The sequence below is a fragment of the Phenylobacterium sp. genome, from assembly GCF_046291545.1.
Taxonomy (GTDB): domain Bacteria; phylum Pseudomonadota; class Alphaproteobacteria; order Caulobacterales; family Caulobacteraceae; genus Phenylobacterium.
On record NZ_JBKBSM010000005.1, the window covers coordinates 147,019 to 168,526 of the forward strand.

The following is a 21,508-nucleotide window of genomic DNA, read 5'->3' on the forward strand; positions in this document are numbered from 1 at the left end:
TGACTTCGGCGGCGGGGGGCCGGGGATTGGCGAAGGCGCAAGACGCGTGTCGAAAGGTCGATGGCCCGGAGCGGCCGGCCGGCTGTCGCGTCTGATGACCCGGATCTTGTCCGACGCGGAGAAGACCCGGCTGATCGCCGAGCTGACGGCGGCCCGCGACGAGGCCGTCGCCCAGCGGATCGCCGCCGAGGCCGCGCGGGAGGAAGCCCGGCGCGCCGCGCACGCCAAGTCCACCTTCCTGGCCACCATGAGCCATGAGATCCGCACGCCGATGAACGGCGTCCTCGGCATGGCCCAGCTTCTCCAGCGCTCGGAGCTGACGCCCGCCCAGCGCAGCCACGTGGAGACGCTCATCCGCAGCGGCGAACTGCTGATGACGGTGCTCAGCGACATCCTGGACCTGTCCAAGATCGACGCGGGCCGCATGGAGCTCGTCAAAGGCGCCGTAGACATTCGGGCCCTGCTCGACGAGATCGTCGCCTTCTGGGAACCCACGGCCGCCGAGCGCGGCCTGCTGCTTTCGGCCCGCATGGATCCCGAACTGCCCTCGCATGCGGCCCTGGACGGCGCGCGCGTGCGCCAGATCCTCTTCAACCTGGTCGGCAACGCCCTGAAGTTCACCAAGGCGGGGGAAGTGGCGATCCTGGCGCGCGCCGAACTGGCCGAAGGCGCGCCCCACCTGGTGCTGGAGGTGGCCGACACCGGATGCGGCATCGCCGCCGACGTGATCCCCCACCTCTTCGAGCGCTTCACCCAGGCCGACGACAGCGATGTGCGCCGCTTCGGCGGCACGGGCCTGGGCCTGGCGATCTGCAAGCAGCTCAGCGGCCTGATGGGCGGTCACATCGACGTCGACAGCCGCCTGGGCGAAGGCTCGATCTTCCACGTGCGCCTGCCCCTGGAGCCGGCCTCAGCGGAGGCGGTCGCCGCCCCGGCGCCTCTGCTCGACGGGGAAGGCCCGGTGCTTTCGGTGCTGGCGGCGGATGACAACCCGACCAATCTGCTTGTCCTGGAGCATCTCCTGAGCGCGCTGGGCTGGCGCGTCTGCAAAGCCAGCGGCGGCCGCGAGGCGTTGGAGGCCCTGACCAACGAGAGCTTCGACCTCGTGCTGATGGACATCCAGATGCCCGAGATGACCGGCATCGATGTGCTCCAGGCGCTGCGCGCCCGTCCCGGCCCGAACCGCTCGACCCCTCTCATCGCCGTGACGGCCGACGCCATGACCATCGGCGGCGAGGGCTACATGGACCTCGGCTTTGCGGGCTTCGTGACCAAGCCCGTCAACGTCTCGAGCCTGGTCACTGCGATGATGGCCGCCGTGGCCAATGGCGATGATCCTGACGCGCAGGCGGCCGCCCACGCCTGAAGCGGCGGCCTACTGCGCATCCTGCGCGCCGATCCGCGCCAGCACCCGCGGCGCGTCGGTCGGCGGGCCGGTCAGCGCCGCTTCCAGCATCTCGGGCAGACGCTCGGGATAGAACCGCTCGTCGCCGGCCGCTCGGATCTGCTCCAGGCTCCACCACCGGATGTCGTCGCACAGGGCGAGTTCGAGCTCCTGCCAGCCGTCGCGGCTGGGTTCTCCACCGCCGCAGCGAGCCAGCACGTAGCTTTCCTTGAACAGCACGGGATCGCCGCGGCTGTTGGCCAGCACCGCCTCGTTGTACCAGGCCACCGCGCCGAGTTCGGCGTCGGTGAAGCCGGTCTCCTCCACGATCTCGCGGGCCGCCGCCTCGAGCACGCTCTCCCCCGGCTCGACCCCGCCGCCTACGGTGAACCACACGCCCGGCGCATTCGGCGCGCTCGGCAGGCGCCCCTTCATCAGCAGGATCCGGCCGTCCGGATCAAACAGCAGCACCCGCGCGGTGATCCGCTCTCGCATCTTCGACTCCCAAGAACAGGCGAGCCTAGGTCGAATCCGCCCCGGGCGACACCGGGACGTGGACGCCCCGGCGGCCGGCGCGGAAAAGCCCAGCTTCAACACGGAGTTAAGCCCTCTTGCGGCAAGATGCCCGCCTCCGCCATGGGAGCCGGTTCTTGACGCTCGCCACGCAACGCCTTCTCGGCTTCGCCTTTGCGAGCGCCGACCTGCTCATCGAGATCGCGCCTTCCGGTGCGATCGCCTTCGCCATCGGCGCCAGCGAGGCCCTGTCGGGCTCGCCGGAAACCAAGCTCGTCGGACGCGCCTGGACTGATTTCATCGACGCGGACGACCGCACCATGGTCGAGGCCCTGCTCACCGGCCTGGGCGACGGCCAGCGTGCGGGGCCGGTGATCGTCAAGCTCGCGGCGACCCGCGACCAGGTCGAACGCGCCGCCTCGCTGAACGTGTTCCGGCTGCCGGACAACGGCGGCGCCATCTCCTGCGCCCTGTCCAGGGCCGCCCCGCCGCGCAAGGGCGCCGGCCGCCACGGCCTGTTCGACCGCGCCGCCTTCGAGGCCGCCGCCACCAGTCTCTACGAGACCGCCCGCATGACCGGCCAGGAGCTGGAACTGGCCATGGTGGAGATGACCGGCCTCGCCGCCGTCCGCAAGAGCGCGCCCGAGGCCGTGGCCCACGAGATCGACCGCAAGGTCGCCGGCGGCCTGCGCGCCCAGGCCCATGGCGGCGCGGCCACCGAACTGGGCGACGGCCGCTTCGCCCTGATCCATCAGCGCGGCGAGGCGCCGGACGTGCTGGCCTCGCGGCTCATGCACATGATCGGGCTCGACCCGAACTACGGCGTGGGCGCCGCGGCCGAAGCCATCGCCCTTTCCGGCGACGCTTCCACCGGCCAGCTCGTGCGCGCAGTGCGCTATTCCCTCGACGGCTTCATCCGCGACGGCTTCCAGGGCCATCCTCCCCTGTCGCTCGGCGAAGCCGTGGCCAAGTCGGTGCGGCGCACCCTGGTCGAGGTCGGCGCCCTGGGCGACGCGGTGGCCCAGCGCCGCTTCAAGCTGGTCTACCAGCCGGTGGTGGACCTGAAGGCGGGCGGAGCCCTGCATCACTACGAGGTGCTGGTGCGGTTCGGCGACAACGCCAGCCCGTTCCCGATGATCCGCATGGCCGAGGAGCTCGACCTGATCGAGCCGCTGGACCTGGCCGTGGCCGAGCAGGCCGTCGGCCGTCTGGCCGTCGCGCCGGATCTGAAGCTGGCCGTCAACGTCTCCGGCCGCACCATCGCCAGCGGCGACTTCATCCAGCGCATCCGGACCATGCTGCGCGACAAGCCGTCTGTGCGCGGGCGGCTGATGTTCGAACTGACCGAGAGCGCGTCGATCGACGACCTGGCCATCGCCGAGCGCCACCTGCAGGCGCTGCGCGCCGAGGGCTGCGAGATCTGCCTGGACGACTTCGGCGCCGGCGCGGCCTCGCTGGCCTACCTCCAGCAGCTCAGCCTGGACCTCGTGAAGATCGACGGCGCCTACATCCGCGACCTGCAGCACGGCGGGCGCGAAAGCACCTTCATCCGGCACCTCGTCACCATGTGCGCCGAACTCGGGGTGAAGACCCTGGCCGAGATGGTGGAGTCCTCGCAGGCCGAGGAGGCCGTGCGCCGGGCCGGCGTCGACTACGCCCAGGGCTGGCTCTACGGCGCGCCCCAGGAGAAGCCGGCCGCGCCCGCGGCCCGCACCGCGGCCCCCGCGCGCCCGGCGGCGCGGCGGGTCGGCGCGGTCGACAGCTGGGGCTAGGCCGCCGTAGCCGCCGCCCAGTCGGCGATGTGGCGTTCCAGCACGGTCAGCGGCATGGCGCCCGACAGCAGGGCCGCGTCATGGAACTCGCGCAGGTCGAAACGCGGGCCGAGCTTGGCCTTCGCCGCCTCCCGCGAACGCACCCAGACGGTGTGGCCCACCTTGTAGCTGCAGGCCTGGCCGGGAGCGGCGCAGTAGCGCTCCACCTCCCGCTGGCTGCGGCCGACCGGATAGCCGGTGACTTCGACCATGTACTGGGTGGCCTTTTCACGGCTCCAGCGCTTGTGGTGCAGGCCGGTGTCGATCACCAGGCGGCTGGCGCGGAACAGCAGCGACTGCAGATAGCCCGCCCGGCCGAGCGGGTCGTTCTCATAGACCCCCAGCTCGTCGGCGAGCTGCTCGGCGTAGAGCGCCCAGCCTTCGGTGCAGGCGGACAGCGCCCCGCCGGTGCGCCGGATCAGCGGGATCGCGGTCGATTCCTGCGCCAGTGAAATCTGCAGGTGATGGCCCGGCGAGGCCTCGTGATAGGCCAGGGTCGCCAATCCGAACTTCGGCCAGTCGTGGGTGTCCTTCAGGTTGATGAAGAAGGCGGCCGGACGCGAGCCGTCCAGCGCCGCGCGCTGATAATAGCCGTTGGAGGCGCCGTCCTGAATGAACGGCGGCACGCGCTTGACGCTCACGCTCGCCTTGGGAAGCGTGCGGAACGCCCGGGGCAACAGGCCGTCGAGCGCCTGCATCCGCGCGTTCAGCTCGGCCAGCATGGCCTCGCGGCCCTCGTCGGTGTTGGGGTAGAGCTGCGAGGGCTCGTTCCCGAGGGCCGTCAGCCGCTCGGCCACCGTGCCCTTGGTGTAGCCCTGGCTCTTGAGGATGCCGTCGAGCCGGCCGGTGATGTCGGCGACCTGTTCCAGGCCCAGGGCGTGGACCTCGTCCGGCGTGTAGCTGGTGGTGGTCAGGGCTTTCACCGCATCGGCGTAGTAGGCGGCCCCGTCCTTGAACTTCCAGACCCCGGCGTCAGACGTCGCCGCCCCGCGGGCCCGCTCCATCGCCGCGATCTGTCGGTCGAGCGCCGGGAAGACCTCGGCCTGCACGATCCGCGCCGCCCTGGCCCCATAGTCGCCGCCGAGCCCGGCCTTGTCGGCCTTCGCCGCGAGGGAGGTGACGAGCACGGTCGCCTCCGCCGGCTGGCCGCGCAGGGCCCGCATCTGTCCCAGGCTGAGGTCGCAGATGAAGTCCGGCGGCGTCACCCCGGCGCCCATGTCCTCGCCCATCCGCGCCAGGTCCTGGTCCATGGCGACGGCGAAGGCTGACAACCGCGACAGCCAGGCCTCGGCGTCGGCCGTGGTCTCGACCCGGTGCTGGTTGTCCAGGAAGTCCGGGATGTCCTGGTAGGCCCCGTTCTGCTGGCTGACGACATAGGGCGAGAAGCGGCCGCCCACGGCGCCATAGCTGTACCGCTCGCCCGCGTTCAGCGCCGTCTCCTGCTGATAGAGCACCACGTCCAGGTCGACCTTGGCCGCGTCCGACAGCTGGGCCCTGTCGACGCCGCGCAGGGCCGCGACGCGCGCGCGGGTCTCCTCCAGGCGGCGGGCCTTGTCGGCCGAGCTGCGGTCGTCCAGCCGCGCCTTCAGGGCCGCCCGGGCGCCCTTGTCCAGGCCAAGCGAGGTGGCCCGCTCGGGGCTCTCGTCGACGCTGTCCTGGAAGATCCTGTCGAGCAGGGCCTCCAGCCGCGCTTCCTCGCCCGGGGCCTGGGCCGTCGCGGGCCCAGCCAGCGCCGTTGCGGCGACGCCCAGCAGCAGTTGGCGGCGTGTCGGCATGGAGATCCCCCTGTGTAACAACTGTGACGCCTGCTTAAGCCACGGCGCCGCCCTGGCAAGCGGCCGCGGCGCCCGGTCCGATCAACTCGCCGTCATGCCCCGCCAGCGGCGCCTTCCTCCTGGCGGGGCGCGGCCAAGCTGGTATGTGATGAGCCCCTTCGCCGCCCGGGTCCGACGATGCGCCTCGCCACCTTCTTCCTCGCCGCCGCCCTCAGCGCCGGCGTCCTGACGTCCGCCGCCACGCCGGCCCGCGCCGCCCCCGCCGATCCCCAGGCCCGGGCCGTCGCCGCCATCGCCGCGAGCCCCGCCTTCAAGACCGCCGCGGCGACGCTCGCCGCCGAGCACGAGCGCACGGTGGCCGACATCGTCACCCTCACCGAGATTCCCGCTCCGCCGTTCAAGGAGACCGAGCGCGCCAGGGCCTACGCCGAGATGTTCCGCGCCCACGGCCTTTCGGATGTGGAGATCGACCCGGAGGGCAACGTGCTCGGCCTGCGCAAGGGCGCGGCGCGAGACGCGGTCAAGCGGCCGCTGGTGGTCATCGCCGCGCACCTGGACACCGTCTTCCCGGAAGGCACGGACGTCACCGTGCGCCGCGAGGGCACGAAGCTGATGGCGCCAGGCGTGGGCGACGACACCCGCAGCCTGGCCGTCCTGCTCGCCTATGTGCGCGCTCTGGACGCCGCGAAGATCCGCACCCGAAGCGACATCCTGTTCGTCGGCAACGTGGGCGAGGAGGGCCCCGGAGACCTGCGCGGCGTCCGCTACCTCTTCACCCAGGGCAAGTACAAGGACCGCATCGGCGCCTTCTTCTCCATGGACGGTTCGGACGCCTCCCGCGTGGTGACGGGCGGCGTGGGCTCGAAGCGCTATCGCGTCACCTTCAAGGGCCCCGGAGGCCACAGCTACGGCGCCTTCGGGCTTGTGAACCCCATGACGGCCATGGCCGGCGCCGTGCAGGGCCTCTATCGCATCGAGGCGCCGGCCGCGCCCCGGACCACCTACTCGGCCAGCGTCGCCGGCGGCGGCACCTCGGTGAACTCCATTCCGAACGAGGTCTGGACCGATTTCGACATGCGCTCGGAAAGCGCCGAGGCGCTGGCTCGGCTGGAGACCCAGTTCCGCCAGGCCGTCGACGAGGCCGTCGCCGCCGAAAACGCGGCCCGCTCCACCCGCTTCGGCCCCGTCTCGGCGGAGTACGTCCTGATCGGCGACCGTCCCGCGGGCGCCACGCCGGCGGACGCGGCCATCGTCCGCGCGACCCTGGCGGCCATCTCCGCCCAGGGCTACGAGCCGCAGACCCAGAGCTCCTCGACCGACTCCAACCTGCCGATGAGCCTGGGGATTCCCGCCGTCACCATCGGCTCCGGCGGAGTCGGCGGGCGCGCCCACGCCCTGGACGAATGGATCGACGTGGCCCAGCCGGAAAGCACGCGCGGCATGACCGCCGGCCTGCTGGCGCTGCTCGCCGTGGCGGGCGTGGAGCGCTGAGCCGTCAGGCCCCGGTCTGATCGTCGATCTCGGCGCCGGGGCCGTTCTTCAGGATCGATTCGATGGCGTTCTTGGCCGAGGATTTGGCCTTGTAGCCCTCGGTGGAGAACATGACCTCGCCGTTGGCCGCGCGGAAGCGCACGCGGAATTCGCCAGCCTTGTCTTTGTAGATCTCGAACTTGTAGGCCATGGGACAGACTCCGCTGCTGAGGTTGCTGCGACGATCTGACCCGCGGCCGGTGCTGTCAAGCTGGCCCAGAGTCCTGTCGAAACAATAGCCGGCGCGCCTTCAGGAGCCGTCGAAGGACTCCAGGGAGGAGCCGGACTCCCACATCAGCCGCGCCAGGCTGCGCCGCATCTGGCGGTCCTGCTCGGCGGCGATCCAGGCCATGAACTGGGCGTTCGCCTGGGGCCCGCGCCCGAAACCGGGGCCGTCGGCGCGGTCGAAATCCGGGGCGCCGCACCAGTCCCAATCGGTCTGCGAGCGCCGTGCGGCCAGGCCCTGGAAGATCAGCGCCTCGCCCAGGTCGCGCCGGCCGCCCAGGGCGACCCGGGCCAGCGCCACGCCGTCGGCGCCCTCGCCCTCCGGCGTCAGCTTGACCCCGCCCGCCTCGGCGATCAGGGCCTCCGTGCGGGCGGCGGACTGAACCGCCAGCGCCGCTTCGCCCCAGCAGCGGGCGTCCGGCGGCAAGGCCGGCGCGCGGGCGTTGGCCACCCGCACCCTGCGCCCGTCGACGCTCAGCAGGTCGCCCGCCAGCACGCGCACGTCGCCGGCCGCGTGCGCGGCGTCGGCGGCGAGAATGAGACTGCGATAGGTCATGGAGCGGGGCTCCCGCGCCCCGGGCGGGCTTAATGGCCGCAACGGCGCCGGAACGCCAGCCCCCGCACGCTCAGGTTGCCGCTTTTCCCGCGCCGGTGCGACATCCGTGTTACAGCGCCCCCGTCAGGCCGCCTGCTGCAACTGCTGCTTCACCCGCTCGGCCAGGGTCTTGATGTCGATCGGCTTGGGCAGGAAGGAGATGTTGGTCTCCCCTTCCAGCAGGTCGGAGAATTCGCTCTCGGCGTAGCCCGAGATGAACATCACCGGGGCGCCGTTCAGGTACACGCGCGCGTGCTTCAGCAGATCCGGTCCCTGCATCCCCGGCATCACCACGTCGGAGATCATCAGGTCGATCTCGCCGGCGTGCTGCTCGGCCAGTTCCAGCGCCTCCTCGCCCGATCCGGCCTCGATCACCTCGTAGCCCCGCGCGCGCAGGAGCTTGGCGGCCACGCCGCGCACCGCGTCCTCGTCCTCGACGAACAGGATGCGCCCGGCGCCGGAGAGGTCACGCGGCGCGGGCCGCACCTTGGCCGGAGCCGGCGTCTCCGCCGCGCCCGCCGCGGGGACATGGACCGGCAGGAAGATGCGGAAGGCCGCGCCCTCGTCAGGCCTGGAGTCGACCGCGATCCAGCCGTCCGACTGCTTGACGATGCCGTAGACCGTGGCCAGGCCCAGCCCCGTGCCCTCGCCCACCGGCTTGGTGGTGAAGAACGGGTCGAAGATCTTGTCCATCACCTGCGGCGGAATGCCGGGTCCGTCGTCCGACACCTCGATCAGGGCCTGGTCGCCCTGGGCGCCCGGATATCCGAGCGCCGCCGCCTCTTCCTGGCTCACCCGCGCGGTGCGGATGCGCACCGTCCCGCCGCCGTGGGCGCGCACGGCGTCACGGGCGTTGACGGCCAGGTTCATCACCGCCGTCTCCAGCTGGCCCCGGTCGGCGCGCACCTGCGGCAGGGCGCGGCCATACTCCGTCTCCAGCTTGACGTCCTCGTAGAGCACCCGGCGCAGCAGCACCTCGAACTCGCTGATCAGTTCGCCCAGGTCCAGGGTCTCGCGCTGGACGGTCTGCTTGCGCGAAAAGGCCAGCAGCTTGCGCACAAGGTCGGCGGCGCGCGCCGATGTCTGGCGGATCTCGTTCAGCCCCTCGTAGGAGGGATCGCCCACCGGGTGGCGCGCGGCCAGCACGTCGAGCTGCATGAAGATGGCGGTGAGCAGGTTGTTGAAGTCGTGCGCCACGCCGCCGGCGAGCTGGCCGATGGCCTGCATCTTCTGGCTCTGCGCGAGCTGCAGCTCGATCTGCTTCTGCTCGGAGACGTCGACCAGATAGGCCACCCAGCCGCCGTCGCCGCGGGACAGGTAGAGGTGCGCGATCTTGGCCGGATCATGCGCCAGGCGCACCTCGAGCGCCGTGGCCGTTCCCGACGCCAGGCGCTGGGCCGCGTCGGTCCGCGAGGCCGGCTCGATGAGTTCGCCGAACACGGCCCCCGGCCGTCCGCCCGGGGCGATGGCGCTCAGCGCCGGATTGGCCTCGACGATGGTGGCGGCGAAGGGGTCGGCGCCCTGCAGCATGGCCGCGCCGAACGGCGAGGCTGCGGCGAAGGCGTCCAGCACCTTGGGCGGAGGAGCGCCGGCGGTGGCGACCGCGTCCAGCAGCTCCAGGGCCGCGGCGGGCGCGGGCGCCGCCGTCGCAGGCGTCTCGACGAGGCGGACGAGGAAGCGCCGGGGACCGATCGGGGAGACGCGCACCTCGCGCTCGACCCCGCCGGCGCGGATCACGGCGCGGCCGATCTGGCCCCGTCGCGCGGCGGCCAGAGCGGCGAACAGGCTGGCGGCAGAGGGCCCGCCCTTAGGCAGGCGCGGCGCGGCGCCCAGGGCGTCGCGCCAGGCCAGGTTCGCCGCATGGATGCGTCCGTCGGCGGCCGCCACGGCCGCCGGCTCCTCCAGGGCGTCCGCGATCCGCTCGGCGACGGGCTCGACCTCGGTCGCCGGCTCGGCGGAGCTGCGCAGGACGAACAGGCCCAGGCAGGCCACGCCGGCCAGGCCGATCAGCAGCATGGTGCCGGCCAGGGTCTCGGGACCCGCGCTGAACGCGGGCGCCGCGGCGAAGCCCACGGCCAGCAGGAAGAACACCACCGCCGCGGCGGTGAGCGGGTCGAAGCGGCGCGGAGCGCCACGGGCGATTTGCGGCTCGGCCATGGCGGACCTGCGGCCTTCCTGGAGCATCGGGGCGGCGCGCCCCGCCGAATCACTCATAAGCATACTCTCACAAGGGTTTCGCGGCCGAATTCCGTCGGCTGAGGATGAACCCGATGATCTTGGCGACCGCCTCGTAGTGGGCGGGGGGGATGACGTCGTCGATGTCGACGGCGGCGTAGAGGGCGCGGGCCAGGGGCGGATCCTCGATCACCGGCACGCCGGCCTCCTCGGCGATCTGGCGGATGCGCAGGGCGACGGCGTCCAGCCCCTTGGCCACGCACATCGGCGCTGGCGTCTCCTGGGCGTCGTACTTGAGGGCCACGGCGTAGTGCGTCGGGTTCATCACGACCACGGTCGCCCCGGGCACCGCCTGCATCATCCGCCGGCGCGCCCGCTCGTGCCGGATCTGGCGCAGGCGCGCCTTCACGTGGGGGTCGCCGTCGGTCTGCTTGAACTCCTCTTTGACTTCCTCCTTGGACATGCGCATCCGCTCCATGAAGCGGTAGCGCTGCCAAAGGTAGTCGGAGCCGGCGATCACCAGCAGCAGGGCGACGACCGCGAACACCAGCTTGCGCAGGATCGCCGCCGAAAGGGGCAGGATCGCCGCCGGGTCCAGCGCGGCCAGTTCGCGAAGCTCGCGCCAGTGCGGCCGCATCACCAGCCAGGCCACGGCGCCGACCATCAGGATCTTCACGATCGACTTCACGAACTGCATCAGGCCGTCCAGGCCGAACAGGCGCTTGAAGCCGGCCAGCGGCGACAGCTTGTTCAGCGACGGCGCCAGCTTCGAGGGCGTGAACATCAGCCCGTGCTGCATCAGGTTGCCGGCCGCGCCGGCCGCCGCGGCGGTCAGCAGCACGGCGGCCAGGATCGGCGCAGCGGCCAGCATCGCCATCCGCGCCACGCCCAGGCCGCCTGCGCCGCCCAGGGGAATCGCCTCGGGATGGGCGATGAACGGCAGGAGCGCCATGGCCAGGTTGCGCAGCAGGTAGCCGCCGCCCAGGGCCAGGACCGCGGCGGCCGCCGCCATGGCCGCCAGCGGCGCCAGGTCCGGCGTCTTGGCGACCTCGCCCTTTTCCCGCGCCTGCTCTAGTTTTCGCGGTGTCGGGTCTTCTGTTTTCGATGCGGCGTCGTTTTCTTCGGCCATCTCAGGCGAACACCCCGAGAAGCTCGCGGTAGCGGTTCACCCAGACCATGCCGATCACCCCCAGGCTGAGAGCCAGGATCGACAGGCCGAGCAGGACCATCATCGGCGAGGCGACGAAGAAGACCTGGAACTGCGGCATCACCCGGCCGACCAGGCCGGTGGCGATGTGGAAGACGATGGCGAACACCACCACCGGCGCCGACAGCTGAAGGCCCAGGGCGAAGGAACGGGACACCGTCTGGATGGCCAGCTGCCCGGCGTCGTCCACCATCAGCGGCTTGGACACCGGAAACAGGGTGTAGGAGCGCACCATCGCCGAGAGGAACAGGTGGTGCAGATCGGTGCTGAAGATCAGCACCATCCCCAGCATGCCCAGGAACGTGCCGATCGAGGTGGACGGCTGGGCCTGGGAGGGATTGGCGGTCTGGGCAAAGGACAGCGTCGTCTGCTGCGAGATGATTTCACCGCTCACCGCCAGCGAGCCGACGAAGAGGCGCAGGATCGAGCCGATCATCAGGCCGATGAGCGTCTCCTTCAGGATCTGGCCGGCCAGCCCCCCTACCGTCTCGGGCACCCCCGGCAGGCCGGCGGCGACCACCGGATAGAGCGTCAGGGCCATCAGCAGGGCGAAGGCCAGCCGGATCCGGGGCGGCACCGGGTTCTCACCCAGGCCGGGGATCAGCATGATCATCGGCCCGATGCGGGCGAAGATCAGGCCGGCGGCGTAGACCTGGGCGGCGGTGGCGTAGGATTCCATCGAAGGCCGGCGGGGCCGCTACATCGCCGCGATGCGGGCGGCGATGCGGGTCATGAACCCGCTCATCAGGGCGCCCATCAGCGGCAGGAACAGCAGCAGCGAGATGAAGATCGCCACGATCTTCGGCGCATAGACCAAGGTGGCTTCCTGAATCTGGGTCAGCGCCTGAAGCAGGCCGATCACCACCCCGACGACCAGGCCCACGATCAGCACGGGCGCGGACAACTGCACGGTCAGCCAGATCGCGTCCCGCCCGATGTCCAGGACTTCGGCGCCGTTCATTAAGGGCCTCGCGGTTACAGGTTACTCGGCAGGGCGTGTCGCGCCGACAGTGCCCAAACATGGTTAACGAACGGCTACCTTCGTTAACGCGTCCGCGGATTCGGGGAGGTCGAAGTCCTGCCCGCGCCGCCGGCGGCAGAGGCTTCAGGAGCATCCGCTTGAGCGATCGTCGCTTCACGGTCGACTTCACCCTCGGACTGATCAACCGGACCGGCGCCTACTACCTTGCGCGAGACATCGTGCGCGAACTCGGCGACCGCTTCGCGGGCGTGCGCTACTGGCGCCTGTTCCTGAAGGCGCCGCCGGAGGGGTTGCCGCGCAAGGTGCTGGCGCGCGCCGCCCTCTGGGAGCTCGGCCGTCCGCGGTTGAACCTGCCGCCCTGGCCGCGACGGCCTGACCGGTCCGACGGGCCGATGCTGTTCCTCGACCCCCTCTACGTCATGCACACCGAACTGCGCGGCGAGGACATCGTGCTGTGCCACGACGTCTGCCCCCTCACCCATCCGCAGTTCTACGCCGCAGGCGCCGTGGTCTCCTACGAGGCGGCCTACGCCAGGATCGCCGCCGCCCGGCCGGGCATGGTGTTCGTCAGCCAGGCCTCGAAGGACGCCTTCGTCGAGCTGTTCGGCGAGGACTTCCGGTTTCTCGAGGTCATCCCCCTCTATGTGCGCGTGCAGTCGCGCGAGGGCGACGCCCGCGCGCCGAGCGGCGTACGGCCCCCCTTCCTCCTGACCGTCGGCGCCTACGACGGCCGCAAGAACCAGGAGCGCTCGATCCGCGCCTTCGCCGCCAGCGGCCTGCATGAGCGCGGCTGGTCCTATGTGCTGTGCGGCCCGCTGACCGACTCCGCACCGAAGGGAACCGGCGGGGTCGTCGGCCTCGGATATGTCGATGATGCGGAGCTGCGCTGGCTCTACCGCAACGCATCCGGCTTCGTGCTGCCGAGCCTGGCCGAGGGCTTCGGCATGCCCGCCCTGGAGGCGGCCCAGCAGGGACTGGTGCCTATCGTCTCCCGGGGCGGCGCCCTTGAAGAGGCGATCGGCGGCGCCGGGCTGCTGGTCGATCCCGAGGACGTTGAGGCGATCGCCGACGCCATGCGCAGCGTGGCCGACATGGATCCGGCCGCGCGCGAGGCGATCCTGGCGCGGGCCGCCGCCCACGCGGCGCTCCTGAGCCCGGAACGCTTCATCGCGCGCTGGGCTGCGCGGATCGACGCCGGCTGAACGACTAAAGACCCAGGTCCCGCTCGAGCCGCCGGGCTGCCTCGGCCGGGGACAGCTTGTCCTGATCGCGGTCCACGCTGAGGTTGGCCGCGCGCATCGCCTCCACCGGCACGCCGCCGATCAGGGGTTCGAGCGCGCGCCGCAGCCGGGCGTCGTCCGCCCGCTTCGGCGAAACCAGCACCACGGCGTCATAGGGCGGGATCGCGCCCTTGGGATCGGCGAGCACCAGCAGGTCGTCGGCGGCGATCCGTCCGTCACTGGAGAAGGCCGAGATCACGTCCACGTCGCCGGCCTGGAGAGCGCGGTACATGAAGGTCGGCTGGTAGGACCGCTCGGCCTTGAAGGTGAAGCCATAGGCGGCGTCCACCGCCCGCCACTCCGGGCGGGACAGGAACTCCAGGTCCGATCCCATGGTCAGGCCCGGCGCGGCGCGGGCGAGGTCGGCCAGGCTCCTGATTCCCAGGGCCCGGGCCCGATCAGCGCGCATGGCCAGGGCGTAGGCGTTCTCGAAGCCCAGGGAGCCCAGCACCACCACGCCGTCGCGGCGCTTCAGCTCCTCGGCCAGGCGCTCCAGCACCTGCTGGCGGCCGGGATTGTCGGTGCGGTTCAGCACGTTCGTCCAGAGCGTGCCGGAGTAGTCCACGTAGACGTCGAGTTCGCCCGAGGCCAGGGCGCGGTAGGCCACGGCCGAGCCAAGGTCCTCCTTGCGCGTCACGCTCGCGCCGGTCCGCTCCAGGCGGTGTGCGATCATCTCGGCCAGGATGTACTGTTCCGAGAAGTTCTTGGCGCCGACGACATAGCTTGCGCCCTGGCCGGTCGGCAGCAGCGGCAGAAGCGCCAGGGCCACCCCTGCGACGAGGCCGGCCGCGCCGATCACCGCGCGGCGCGGGTCGCGCCGGGCGGCCGCCGCCTCGATCAGGCCCAGAAGCTGGTCGGCGCTGAGCGCCAGGGCCGCGGAGGCCGCACAGCCGAACAGCACGAACACCCAGTTCTCGGTCTGTAGGCCGGCGAAGATGTAGTTGCCGAGACTCGTCTGGCCCACCGGCGTGGAGAGCGTCGCCGCCCCGATGGTCCAGACCGCGGCGGTTCGCACCCCGGCCATAATCACCGGCGCGGCCAGCGGAAGCTCCACCTTCACGAGGCGCTGGCGGGGGGTCATGCCGACCCCGTCCGCCGCCTGCAGCACGGCCGGATCGACGCCTAGGATCCCCGCCGTTCCGTTCCGCAGGATGGGCAGCATCGAATACAGGGTCAGCGCCAGCAGCGAGGGCAGGAAGCCAAGCGCCGAGAACCCGCGCCCGGTCAGGGCTAGGCTGAGGGCCGAGACCGCCAGCAGCACAGGGAAGAACAGGGCCAGGAGGGCGATCGAGGGGATCGTCTGCACCAGGCTGGCCAACGCCAGCGCGGGCCAACGCACCCTGGCGCTGCGGCTGGCCGCGACCGCCAGCGGCAGGCTGATCACGAGGCCCAGGCCCAGCGCCGAGGCGCTCAGCAGCACGTGCCAGGCCAGGTATTCCGGCAGCCGGGCGAGCGCGGCCTCCACCTGGCCGCTCATGCGCGGGCCTCCGCCAGACGCTCCCGCAGGCGCTCGGCCTGTCGGCGCGGGGTCTCCAGCAAGGCCCGCACGTCCGGATCGGCGGCCCCGGCCATCAGCTCGCCCGGCGCCCCGTCGGCGACGACCGCCCCGGCCCGCATCACCACAATGCGGTCGGCCAGCAGCACCGCCTCGGCCATGTCGTGGGTGACCATGACCGTCGTCAGCGACAGCCGCTCATGCAGGGCGCGGTAGTCGTCGCCCAGGGCGTCGCGGGTGAGGGGATCGAGAGCCCCGAACGGCTCGTCCAGCAGCATGATCGCCGGCTCGGCCGCCAGCGCCCGGGCCACGCCCACCCGCTGCCGCTGACCGCCGGAGAGGGCGTCGGGGGCGCGCCCCGCCATTTCCTGCGGCAGGGCCACCAGGTCCAGCAGGTCCCGCACCCGCGTGTCGATCCGTTCGGCGCTCCAGCCGAGAAGGCGTGGCGTGACGGCGATGTTCTCGGCGACGGTGAAGTGCGGGAACAGCCCCACTTCCTGGAACACATAGCCGATCCGTCGGCGGAGCAGGTGGGGCGGGCCGGCGTCGGCGGCCTCGCCGGCGATCCTCACCTGCCCCGCGTCGGGCGCGACCAGGCGGTTGATGATCTTGAGCAGGGTGGTCTTGCCGGAGCCCGAAGCGCCGACCAGGGCCACGAAGGCGCCGCGCGCCACCGACAGGTCGACGCCCGCCAGGGCCGTGTGTCCGTCATAGCGCTTCTCGACGCCGGACAGTTCGATCATGGGCGTGCTCATGCTTGAGCGGTAGCACGAACCGGCCGGCGTGGGGCCCCGCTCGCGGCGCGCGACTACACGATGCTGTCAGGAGGCCTTCGCGTCCGCCTGCGAGTCGAGCGCCCGGGCGATCCCGTCGAACAGGCTGGCGGTGGTGATCGGCTTGGCCAGGTGACCGTCCGCCCCGGCCTCGAGGCTGGCCTGCACATGCTCGGCCATGGCGTTGGCGGTGAGCATGACGATGGGCGTGCGGCCAAGGTCGCGCTCGGCTTCCATCGCCCGGATCGCCGCCGTGGCGCTCAGACCGTCCATGACCGGCATCTGCATGTCCATCAGCACCAGGTCGAAGCCGCCTTTTGCGAACGCCTCCACCGCCTCGCGCCCGTCGGCGACGCTCACCAGCTCGATGTCGGTCTCCGCCAGCAGCGCCTCGATGATCAGCCGGTTCGCCGGGTGGTCGTCGGCCAGCAGGATTCGCAAGGCCTGGGGCTCGGCGGCCGACGCGGCAGGGGTGGACGCCTCCCCCTGCGCAGCCGGCAGCGGGATGTCCAGCCAGAACCGCGAGCCGCGCCCCGGGACGCTATCGCAGTCGAGCTCGCCCCCCATCAGCTCGGCCAGGTCGCGGGAGATCGACAGCCCCAGGCCCGTGCCGCCGAACCGCCGGGTGATGGAGCCGTCCGCCTGGTGGAAGCGGCCGAAGATCCGATCCTTCTGGGCCGGCTCGAAGCCCACGCCCGTGTCCTCGACCACGAAGCGCACACGCCCCGCCCCCGCCGGCTCCACGCTCAGCCGCACCGACCCGGCCTCGGTGAACTTCAGGGCGTTGCTGACGAGGTTGGTCACCACCTGGCGGATGCGCACCACGTCGCCGCAGACGAACCCGTCCAGTTCCGGTGCGAGGCGCGCCTCCAGCCGCACGCCCTTGGCCTCGGCCTTCATCCGCCACAGCGCCTCGATCTCACGGACCAGGCGGCCGAGCTGGAATGGGACGGTCTCTATAGCGACCTGGCCGGCCTCGATCTTGGCGCTATCCAGGATGTCCGACAGCAGCCGCTCCAGCGTTACGCCCGAGGAGCGGATGATCTCGACCATCTCCTTGTCGCGCGCGGCCAGGCTGCGCCGCGACAGCGCGTCGGCCATGGCCACGACGCCGTTTAGCGGCGTGCGGATCTCGTGGCTCATGTTGGCCAGGAACTCGCTCTTTGAGCGGGTGGCGTCCTCGGCCCGGCGCCGCGCCGCCCGCAGTTCGCCGGCCAGCCGCCATTGCCACAGCAGCAGGCCCGCGGCGGTCAGGGCGAAGACCAGGGCGATCGCGAGCACCCAGCGCTGGGCGGCGATCACGTCGGCCTGCAGCGCCGTATTGGCCCGCGCCGTCTCCAGTTGCAGCCGCCGCTCGGCCAGTTGCTCCTGCATGTCGCCGGTGACCTGGCGGATGCCGGCGCTGAAGCGCCGCGCCGACTGCACCCGATCGGCCAGGAAATAGGCCTTCAGCTTCTCGTAGGCCTCCGCCGACCGGCCCTCGGCGAACAGCAGTTCGGCCTCGACGTGCGGCAACTCGGTGTAGCCCTCCTCGCGGAACGCGCCCGCCGCCACCCTTCGGCGGATTTCGGCCATGTCGCGGCGCGCGGCGGCGACCTGGCCGGTCTGGGCGTAGGCGATCGCGCGCACCGGCAGGAGCAGCGGCGCCAGGAACTCGGCGGGGCCGAGGTCCGGGCCGAAGGGCGCCAGGCACGCCAGGACCTCCCGCGGCGCCTGGCGTGCCTGAGCCACCATGGCGCAGAGGTTGGCGTCGTACACCGACAGGCTCTCGATGTTCGCTCGCTGCGCCAGCCGGTGGTGCGCCTCATAGAGCCTTTGGGCCAGCGCCAGGTCGCCCACCTGCACCGACAGCCGCGTCAGGTTGTAGAGGCTGTCAAAGTCGGGCCGCGGATAGTCGGGATTGGCGTGGTCGATCTCGAAGCGGCCGAAGGCGGTGGTCGCCCCGTCGATATCGTTCAGCTTCATCAGGCCGATGCCGACCATCTCCCACAGCCCGGCCCTGGCCGTGGCCGCGAACGGCGCGTTCTCCGGAACCTCGGCGTCCGCCTCGCTCAGAAGCCTTAGGCCGTCGCCGATGCGGTCTTCGTCCATCAGGGCCAAGGCGGTCAGCCGGGTGGCGTGCGCCTTGACGAACCAATCCTGCGCCGTGTCGGCGATGCGGGCCATTTCCCTGGCGGCCGCCGTATCGCCGCTGTCGTAGCGGATGGTCAGGGCGTTGAGCCGGGCGATCTCCAGGTAGCGCTGGTCCCCCTGTGCGCGGGCGGCGGCCTCGAGGCGTCCGTTCCACGCCTGCGCCTTCTCGAACTCGCCCTGGTTCAAGAGGATCCAGGCCACGTGGTAGAGCCGGTTCAGCCCCTCGCGGTCGCTGCGCTTCGAAGCCGCTTCGCCAAAGGTTTCAAGCTGAGCGAAGCTGGTGGCCGCAGCGCGCGTCTCCACCGCCTGGGCGAGCGTCATCGGATCGCGGCTCACGGCTTCGCCGGCCCGGGAGGCGGGGCCGATCAGCGACAACGACAGGATCGCGGCGACGAGCGCGCCTCTTACTCGCAACATTGGGCTTAAATTCCAGCGGTCCGCCATCGCATGAGTCGCAGGCGCGAGCCGCCGGATGGAGGCGAGCCAAATGGACGCGGCGCGCGGACGCCTAGATCGGCATCCGCATGATCTCCTGATAGGCTTGGATCACCTGGTCGCGCACCGCCATCACCGTCTCCAGGCTGGCCTCGGCCGCCGAAATCGCCGTCACCACGTCGATCAGCTCGGCCTTGCCCTGCACCTGCCGTGCGATCTGGGTCTCGGCGGTCTTGGTGTTGTGCATCACCTCGGTCATGGCCGACTTGACCATGTCGCCGAAGTCGGCGCCGGATGCGGCCTTGGCGCCGCCCAGGTCGGACAGACCCTGGCCCTGGGTGACCGCGTAGGCCTTTGCGGCGGCGAGCGGGGAGACCATGGCTTAAGCCCCTATTTCTTCAGGAGATCGAGCGTGCGCATCTGCATGGCGCGCGTCGTCTCGATCACGTTTAGGTTCGCCTCGTAGGCGCGCTGCGCCTCGCGCATGTCGAGCGCTTCGACCAGGGGATCGACGTTGGGCAGTTTCACATAGCCCTGGGCGTCGGCGCTCGGGTGGCCAGGCTCGTAGTCGACCTTGAAGTCGCTCTGGTCGGCCTCGACCTTGGCCATCTGCACCCCCTCGGCCCCGTCGATCTTCACCGGGGCGAAGACCGGGATCTGGCGGCGATAGGGCTCGCCGCCGGGCGTGCGCGAAATGGAGTTCGCGTTGGCCAGGTTCTCGGCGATGATCCGCATGCGCGCCTGCTGGGCGCGAAGGGCGGTGCTGGCCACCGACATGGTGGCGTTGGCCGCGGGCGTCTTGATGTCGGGCATCTAGCGCGCTCCCCCTGGAATGAGCGGTCCGGTCACTTGCCCGGCGCGCGGGCGGCCATCCGCAGGAGGCCGAGCGATTTCTGATAGAAGCTGATAGCCGCGTCATAGTTCATCCGCGCGTCGGCCATCTTGATGGTCTCTTCCTCGAGCACGACGGAGTTGCCGTCGAGCGTGGTCTCCGAATCCTTCTTGCGCATGGGCCGGAAGCCCGAGTTCGTCTTGCTGACGGTGCCGGCCATGTGGCCCGCCTGGGTCCGCGCCGGCGCGCTGGCCGCCGACATCTGCACCGCCTCGACCGACGCCTGGAAGCTGAACGGCTTGAGGTCCTTGGGCGTGTAGAGCGGGGTGTCGGAATTGGCGATGTTCTCGGCGATCACGCGCTGCCGGTCGCCCAGGTAGCCCAGGCGGTTGCGCAGCATCGAGAACAGGGGGATGTCCGCCAGGTTCATGCGAAACATGGTGAACAAACAGGGTTAACTGCGTCTTAAGACCCTTGGCGCACACCCTGCGGCCAGCGTCGGCGTCCGCCGCCGCGCCTGCCGATCGCCTCCGATGGACCTGTCCGAGTTCGCCCGCGCCGTCTTCGCCCTGCTGCTGACCCTTGGGCTCGTGGGGCTGGGCGCGGTGGCGCTTCGCCGCTTCGGGCCGGACGCCCTCGCCCGCTTCACCCGCGAGCGCAAGGCCCGCCGCCTGACGGTCGTCGAAACCCTCGTCCTGGATCCGGCCCGCAGGCTGGTGCTGGTCTCCTGCGACGGCGAGGAACAATTGCTTCTCCTCGGCGAAGGAAGGGTGATCTCCCCGCCGCCGCCGCCGACCATTTCCCCCGTCTCCGACCGCGAGCTGCACTGATGCGCGCCCTCCTTTCCGCCGTCGGCGCCCTGAGGCCCGAGGACTGGCGCCGCGCCGCCGCCCTGTCCGTCCTCGCCGCCCTGGCCGGCCTGCTCTTTCCCGCCGCCGCCCTCGCCCAGGCGGTGAACATCGACCTGGGCACCGGCGCGGGCCTCACCGAGCGCGTCGTGCAACTGGTCGGCCTGCTGACGGTGCTGTCGCTGGCGCCCTCCATCGTGATCATGACCACCTCGTTCGTGCGGATGGTGGTGGTGCTCTCGATGCTGCGCACCGCCCTGGGCCTGCAACAGAGCCCGCCCAACGCGGTGATCATCAGCCTGGCGCTGTTCCTCACGGCGATCGTCATGGGTCCGACCTTCCAGCGCTCCTACGACGAGGGGATCCGCCCGCTGCTGGACCAGCAGATGGAGCTGCCCCAGGCCTTCGAGGCGGCCGGCGCCCCGGTGAAGACCTTCATGCTCAGCCAGGTGGACCGGGAGGACCTGGCGCTGTTCGTGCGCCTGTCGCGTGTCGAGCGGCCGGCGACGGCCGAGGAGCTGCCCCTGCGCGTGGTCACGCCGGCCTTCATGATCTCCGAGCTCAAGCGCGCCTTCGAGATCGGCTTCCTCCTGTTCATCCCCTTCCTGGTGATCGACCTGGTGGTGGCCAGCGTGCTGATGAGCATGGGCATGATGATGCTGCCGCCGGTGGTGGTGTCCCTGCCCTTCAAGCTGATCTTCTTCGTTCTGGTGGACGGCTGGCGGCTCGTCGCCGGAAGCCTGGTGGAGAGCTTCCAGCGCGGGGCGGGCGCCGGCTAGCCGGGCCTGCCGCGCAAGATCGCGGCGCATGGCCCGTCCATGGCCTGCGCCCGGCATGGGTGAGGCGCTTCCCCCACCTTCCGCACGAAGCTGCAGACGGCGCGCGACGCCACTGAAGGCTGTCTCGCCGATCGGCCCGGGGCATGGTCAGGCGTGCTGGGGAGAACTCATGGCTTTGAGGACATTCAGGAGCGCCAAGGCGCTTTGGCTCGTCGTGGCGCTTTCTGTCGCGGCCGTCTCTGGCTATACGGCCCAGCCCGGGCGGCCCGCCGCCTCGGCGAAGGCGCCGGAGCGGAACGTCGCCCGCGCCGGGACCTTCGGCGTCTTGCAGATCGCCACGACCGATCCGCAACGCCTGTTCGTCGAATGGGCGAAACCGACGCCAGGCGTCGCTGTCACGAACGCCACCAGGGTCCGGCGCAATCAGCCGATCGTCACCTTCATCATCTTCCAGGGATGCAAGCCGGACGCGTCGGGCAACTGCAAGGTGACCGCGGATTTCGAGGTCACCGCTCCCAATGGCAGGCTCTATCACAAGGCGAAAGGCGCTGAAGTCTGGGTGGGCCGCAAGGCGCCGCCGAAAGGCGCCCTTCAGTTGTCCGTGGGCGGCCTGGGCCTGAAGGTCGAAGACAAGGACCCCCTGGGTCCCTACCGCGTTCGCGCGACCGTGACGGACCACGTCGCCGCCGTCGTGCTCCGCACGGAACAGACCTTGACCGCGGTCGCGGACTAAGCC

The 21,508-nt window shown here is 71.0% G+C and carries 21 protein-coding genes; 7 read left to right on the forward strand and 14 right to left on the reverse strand.

Going from position 1 to position 21,508, the window contains the following annotated elements; all coding sequences use genetic code 11:
- Positions 1-94: 94 nt before the first annotated feature.
- On the forward strand, positions 95-1,366 hold the full coding sequence (locus ACK4YQ_RS13320; protein WP_409611902.1) for an ATP-binding protein: 1,272 nt from the start codon (positions 95-97) through the stop codon (positions 1,364-1,366).
- Positions 1,367-1,375: 9 nt separating this feature from the next.
- On the opposite strand, the gene ACK4YQ_RS13325 is transcribed toward ACK4YQ_RS13320, so the two are convergent.
- Positions 1,376-1,879 (reverse strand): NUDIX hydrolase, encoded by a 504-nt coding sequence (locus tag ACK4YQ_RS13325; RefSeq protein ID WP_409611903.1) that lies wholly within the window; start codon positions 1,877-1,879, stop codon positions 1,376-1,378.
- 155 nt (positions 1,880-2,034) lie between these two features.
- Here ACK4YQ_RS13325 and ACK4YQ_RS13330 point away from each other — a divergent pair, with 155 nt between their 5' ends.
- Positions 2,035-3,669 carry an EAL domain-containing protein gene (locus ACK4YQ_RS13330; RefSeq protein ID WP_409611904.1) on the forward strand — a complete coding sequence of 545 codons (1,635 nt, stop codon included), beginning with the start codon at positions 2,035-2,037 and terminating at the stop codon, positions 3,667-3,669.
- On the opposite strand, the gene ACK4YQ_RS13335 is transcribed toward ACK4YQ_RS13330, so the two are convergent.
- Complete coding sequence (locus ACK4YQ_RS13335; protein ID WP_409611905.1) at positions 3,666-5,483, reverse strand: DUF885 domain-containing protein; 1,818 nt, start codon at positions 5,481-5,483, stop codon at positions 3,666-3,668. The genes ACK4YQ_RS13330 and ACK4YQ_RS13335 overlap by 4 nt on opposite strands.
- A 177-nt stretch (positions 5,484-5,660) precedes the next feature.
- Here ACK4YQ_RS13335 and ACK4YQ_RS13340 point away from each other — a divergent pair, with 177 nt between their 5' ends.
- A complete protein-coding gene (locus tag ACK4YQ_RS13340; protein ID WP_409611906.1) occupies positions 5,661-6,974 on the forward strand; it encodes a M20/M25/M40 family metallo-hydrolase in 1,314 nt (437 codons plus the stop codon).
- Positions 6,975-6,978: 4 nt separating this feature from the next.
- Here the strand turns inward: ACK4YQ_RS13340 and ACK4YQ_RS13345 are convergent, their stop codons facing one another.
- The 6 genes from ACK4YQ_RS13345 to fliQ all read right to left on the reverse strand — a co-directional run bounded on the left by ACK4YQ_RS13345 (position 6,979) and on the right by fliQ (position 12,176).
- Positions 6,979-7,164, reverse strand: coding sequence for a YegP family protein (locus ACK4YQ_RS13345; protein ID WP_409611907.1), 186 nt, complete (start codon positions 7,162-7,164; stop codon positions 6,979-6,981).
- Positions 7,165-7,263: 99 nt separating this feature from the next.
- The gene (locus tag ACK4YQ_RS13350) at positions 7,264-7,794 is read right to left on the reverse strand and encodes a hypothetical protein (RefSeq protein WP_409611908.1); all 531 of its coding nucleotides are present in this window, start codon (positions 7,792-7,794) and stop codon (positions 7,264-7,266) included.
- A 123-nt stretch (positions 7,795-7,917) separates the two neighbouring features.
- Positions 7,918-9,990 carry a cell cycle histidine kinase CckA gene (gene cckA / locus ACK4YQ_RS13355; protein WP_409611909.1) on the reverse strand — a complete coding sequence of 691 codons (2,073 nt, stop codon included), beginning with the start codon at positions 9,988-9,990 and terminating at the stop codon, positions 7,918-7,920.
- 67 nt (positions 9,991-10,057) lie between these two features.
- Positions 10,058-11,137, reverse strand: a complete 1,080-nt coding sequence (gene flhB, locus ACK4YQ_RS13360; protein WP_409611910.1) for a flagellar biosynthesis protein FlhB — start codon at positions 11,135-11,137, stop codon at positions 10,058-10,060.
- Between the two features lies 1 nt (position 11,138).
- The gene (gene fliR / locus ACK4YQ_RS13365) at positions 11,139-11,894 is read right to left on the reverse strand and encodes a flagellar biosynthetic protein FliR (RefSeq protein WP_409611911.1); all 756 of its coding nucleotides are present in this window, start codon (positions 11,892-11,894) and stop codon (positions 11,139-11,141) included.
- Between the two features lie 18 nt (positions 11,895-11,912).
- Positions 11,913-12,176: a flagellar biosynthesis protein FliQ gene (fliQ, locus tag ACK4YQ_RS13370; protein ID WP_409611912.1), complete on the reverse strand. Its 264-nt coding sequence runs from the start codon at positions 12,174-12,176 to the stop codon at positions 11,913-11,915.
- Positions 12,177-12,334: 158 nt separating this feature from the next.
- Between fliQ and ACK4YQ_RS13375 the strand changes: the two genes are divergently transcribed.
- On the forward strand, positions 12,335-13,399 hold the full coding sequence (locus ACK4YQ_RS13375) for a glycosyltransferase family 4 protein (protein WP_409611913.1): 1,065 nt from the start codon (positions 12,335-12,337) through the stop codon (positions 13,397-13,399).
- Positions 13,400-13,403: 4 nt separating this feature from the next.
- Here the strand turns inward: ACK4YQ_RS13375 and ACK4YQ_RS13380 are convergent, their stop codons facing one another.
- The 6 genes from ACK4YQ_RS13380 to flgB all read right to left on the reverse strand — a co-directional run bounded on the left by ACK4YQ_RS13380 (position 13,404) and on the right by flgB (position 19,584).
- The gene (locus ACK4YQ_RS13380; RefSeq protein ID WP_409611914.1) at positions 13,404-14,954 is read right to left on the reverse strand and encodes a glycine betaine ABC transporter substrate-binding protein; all 1,551 of its coding nucleotides are present in this window, start codon (positions 14,952-14,954) and stop codon (positions 13,404-13,406) included.
- Positions 14,951-15,715, reverse strand: coding sequence for an ATP-binding cassette domain-containing protein (locus ACK4YQ_RS13385; protein ID WP_409611915.1), 765 nt, complete (start codon positions 15,713-15,715; stop codon positions 14,951-14,953). Before ACK4YQ_RS13385 ends, ACK4YQ_RS13380 begins: the two co-directional genes overlap by 4 nt.
- A gap of 78 nt (positions 15,716-15,793) precedes the next feature.
- Complete coding sequence (locus ACK4YQ_RS13390) at positions 15,794-18,295, reverse strand: ATP-binding protein (RefSeq protein WP_409611916.1); 2,502 nt, start codon at positions 18,293-18,295, stop codon at positions 15,794-15,796.
- A 91-nt stretch (positions 18,296-18,386) separates the two neighbouring features.
- Positions 18,387-18,692 (reverse strand): flagellar hook-basal body complex protein FliE, encoded by a 306-nt coding sequence (fliE, locus tag ACK4YQ_RS13395; protein ID WP_409611917.1) that lies wholly within the window; start codon positions 18,690-18,692, stop codon positions 18,387-18,389.
- An 11-nt stretch (positions 18,693-18,703) separates the two neighbouring features.
- Positions 18,704-19,126: a flagellar basal body rod protein FlgC gene (flgC, locus tag ACK4YQ_RS13400; RefSeq protein ID WP_409611918.1), complete on the reverse strand. Its 423-nt coding sequence runs from the start codon at positions 19,124-19,126 to the stop codon at positions 18,704-18,706.
- A 32-nt stretch (positions 19,127-19,158) separates the two neighbouring features.
- Entirely contained in the window at positions 19,159-19,584 is a 426-nt protein-coding gene (gene flgB, locus ACK4YQ_RS13405) for a flagellar basal body rod protein FlgB (protein WP_409611919.1), read from the reverse strand.
- Positions 19,585-19,678: 94 nt separating this feature from the next.
- On the opposite strand from flgB, the gene ACK4YQ_RS13410 reads away from it, so the two are divergent.
- The 3 genes from ACK4YQ_RS13410 to ACK4YQ_RS13420 all read left to right on the forward strand — a co-directional run bounded on the left by ACK4YQ_RS13410 (position 19,679) and on the right by ACK4YQ_RS13420 (position 21,505).
- Positions 19,679-19,975 carry a flagellar biosynthetic protein FliO gene (locus tag ACK4YQ_RS13410; protein ID WP_409611920.1) on the forward strand — a complete coding sequence of 99 codons (297 nt, stop codon included), beginning with the start codon at positions 19,679-19,681 and terminating at the stop codon, positions 19,973-19,975.
- Complete coding sequence (fliP, locus tag ACK4YQ_RS13415; protein ID WP_409611921.1) at positions 19,975-20,772, forward strand: flagellar type III secretion system pore protein FliP; 798 nt, start codon at positions 19,975-19,977, stop codon at positions 20,770-20,772. The genes ACK4YQ_RS13410 and fliP overlap by 1 nt, the downstream gene beginning before the upstream one ends.
- A gap of 214 nt (positions 20,773-20,986) precedes the next feature.
- A complete protein-coding gene (locus ACK4YQ_RS13420) occupies positions 20,987-21,505 on the forward strand; it encodes a hypothetical protein (protein ID WP_409611922.1) in 519 nt (172 codons plus the stop codon).
- Positions 21,506-21,508 lie beyond the last annotated feature (3 nt).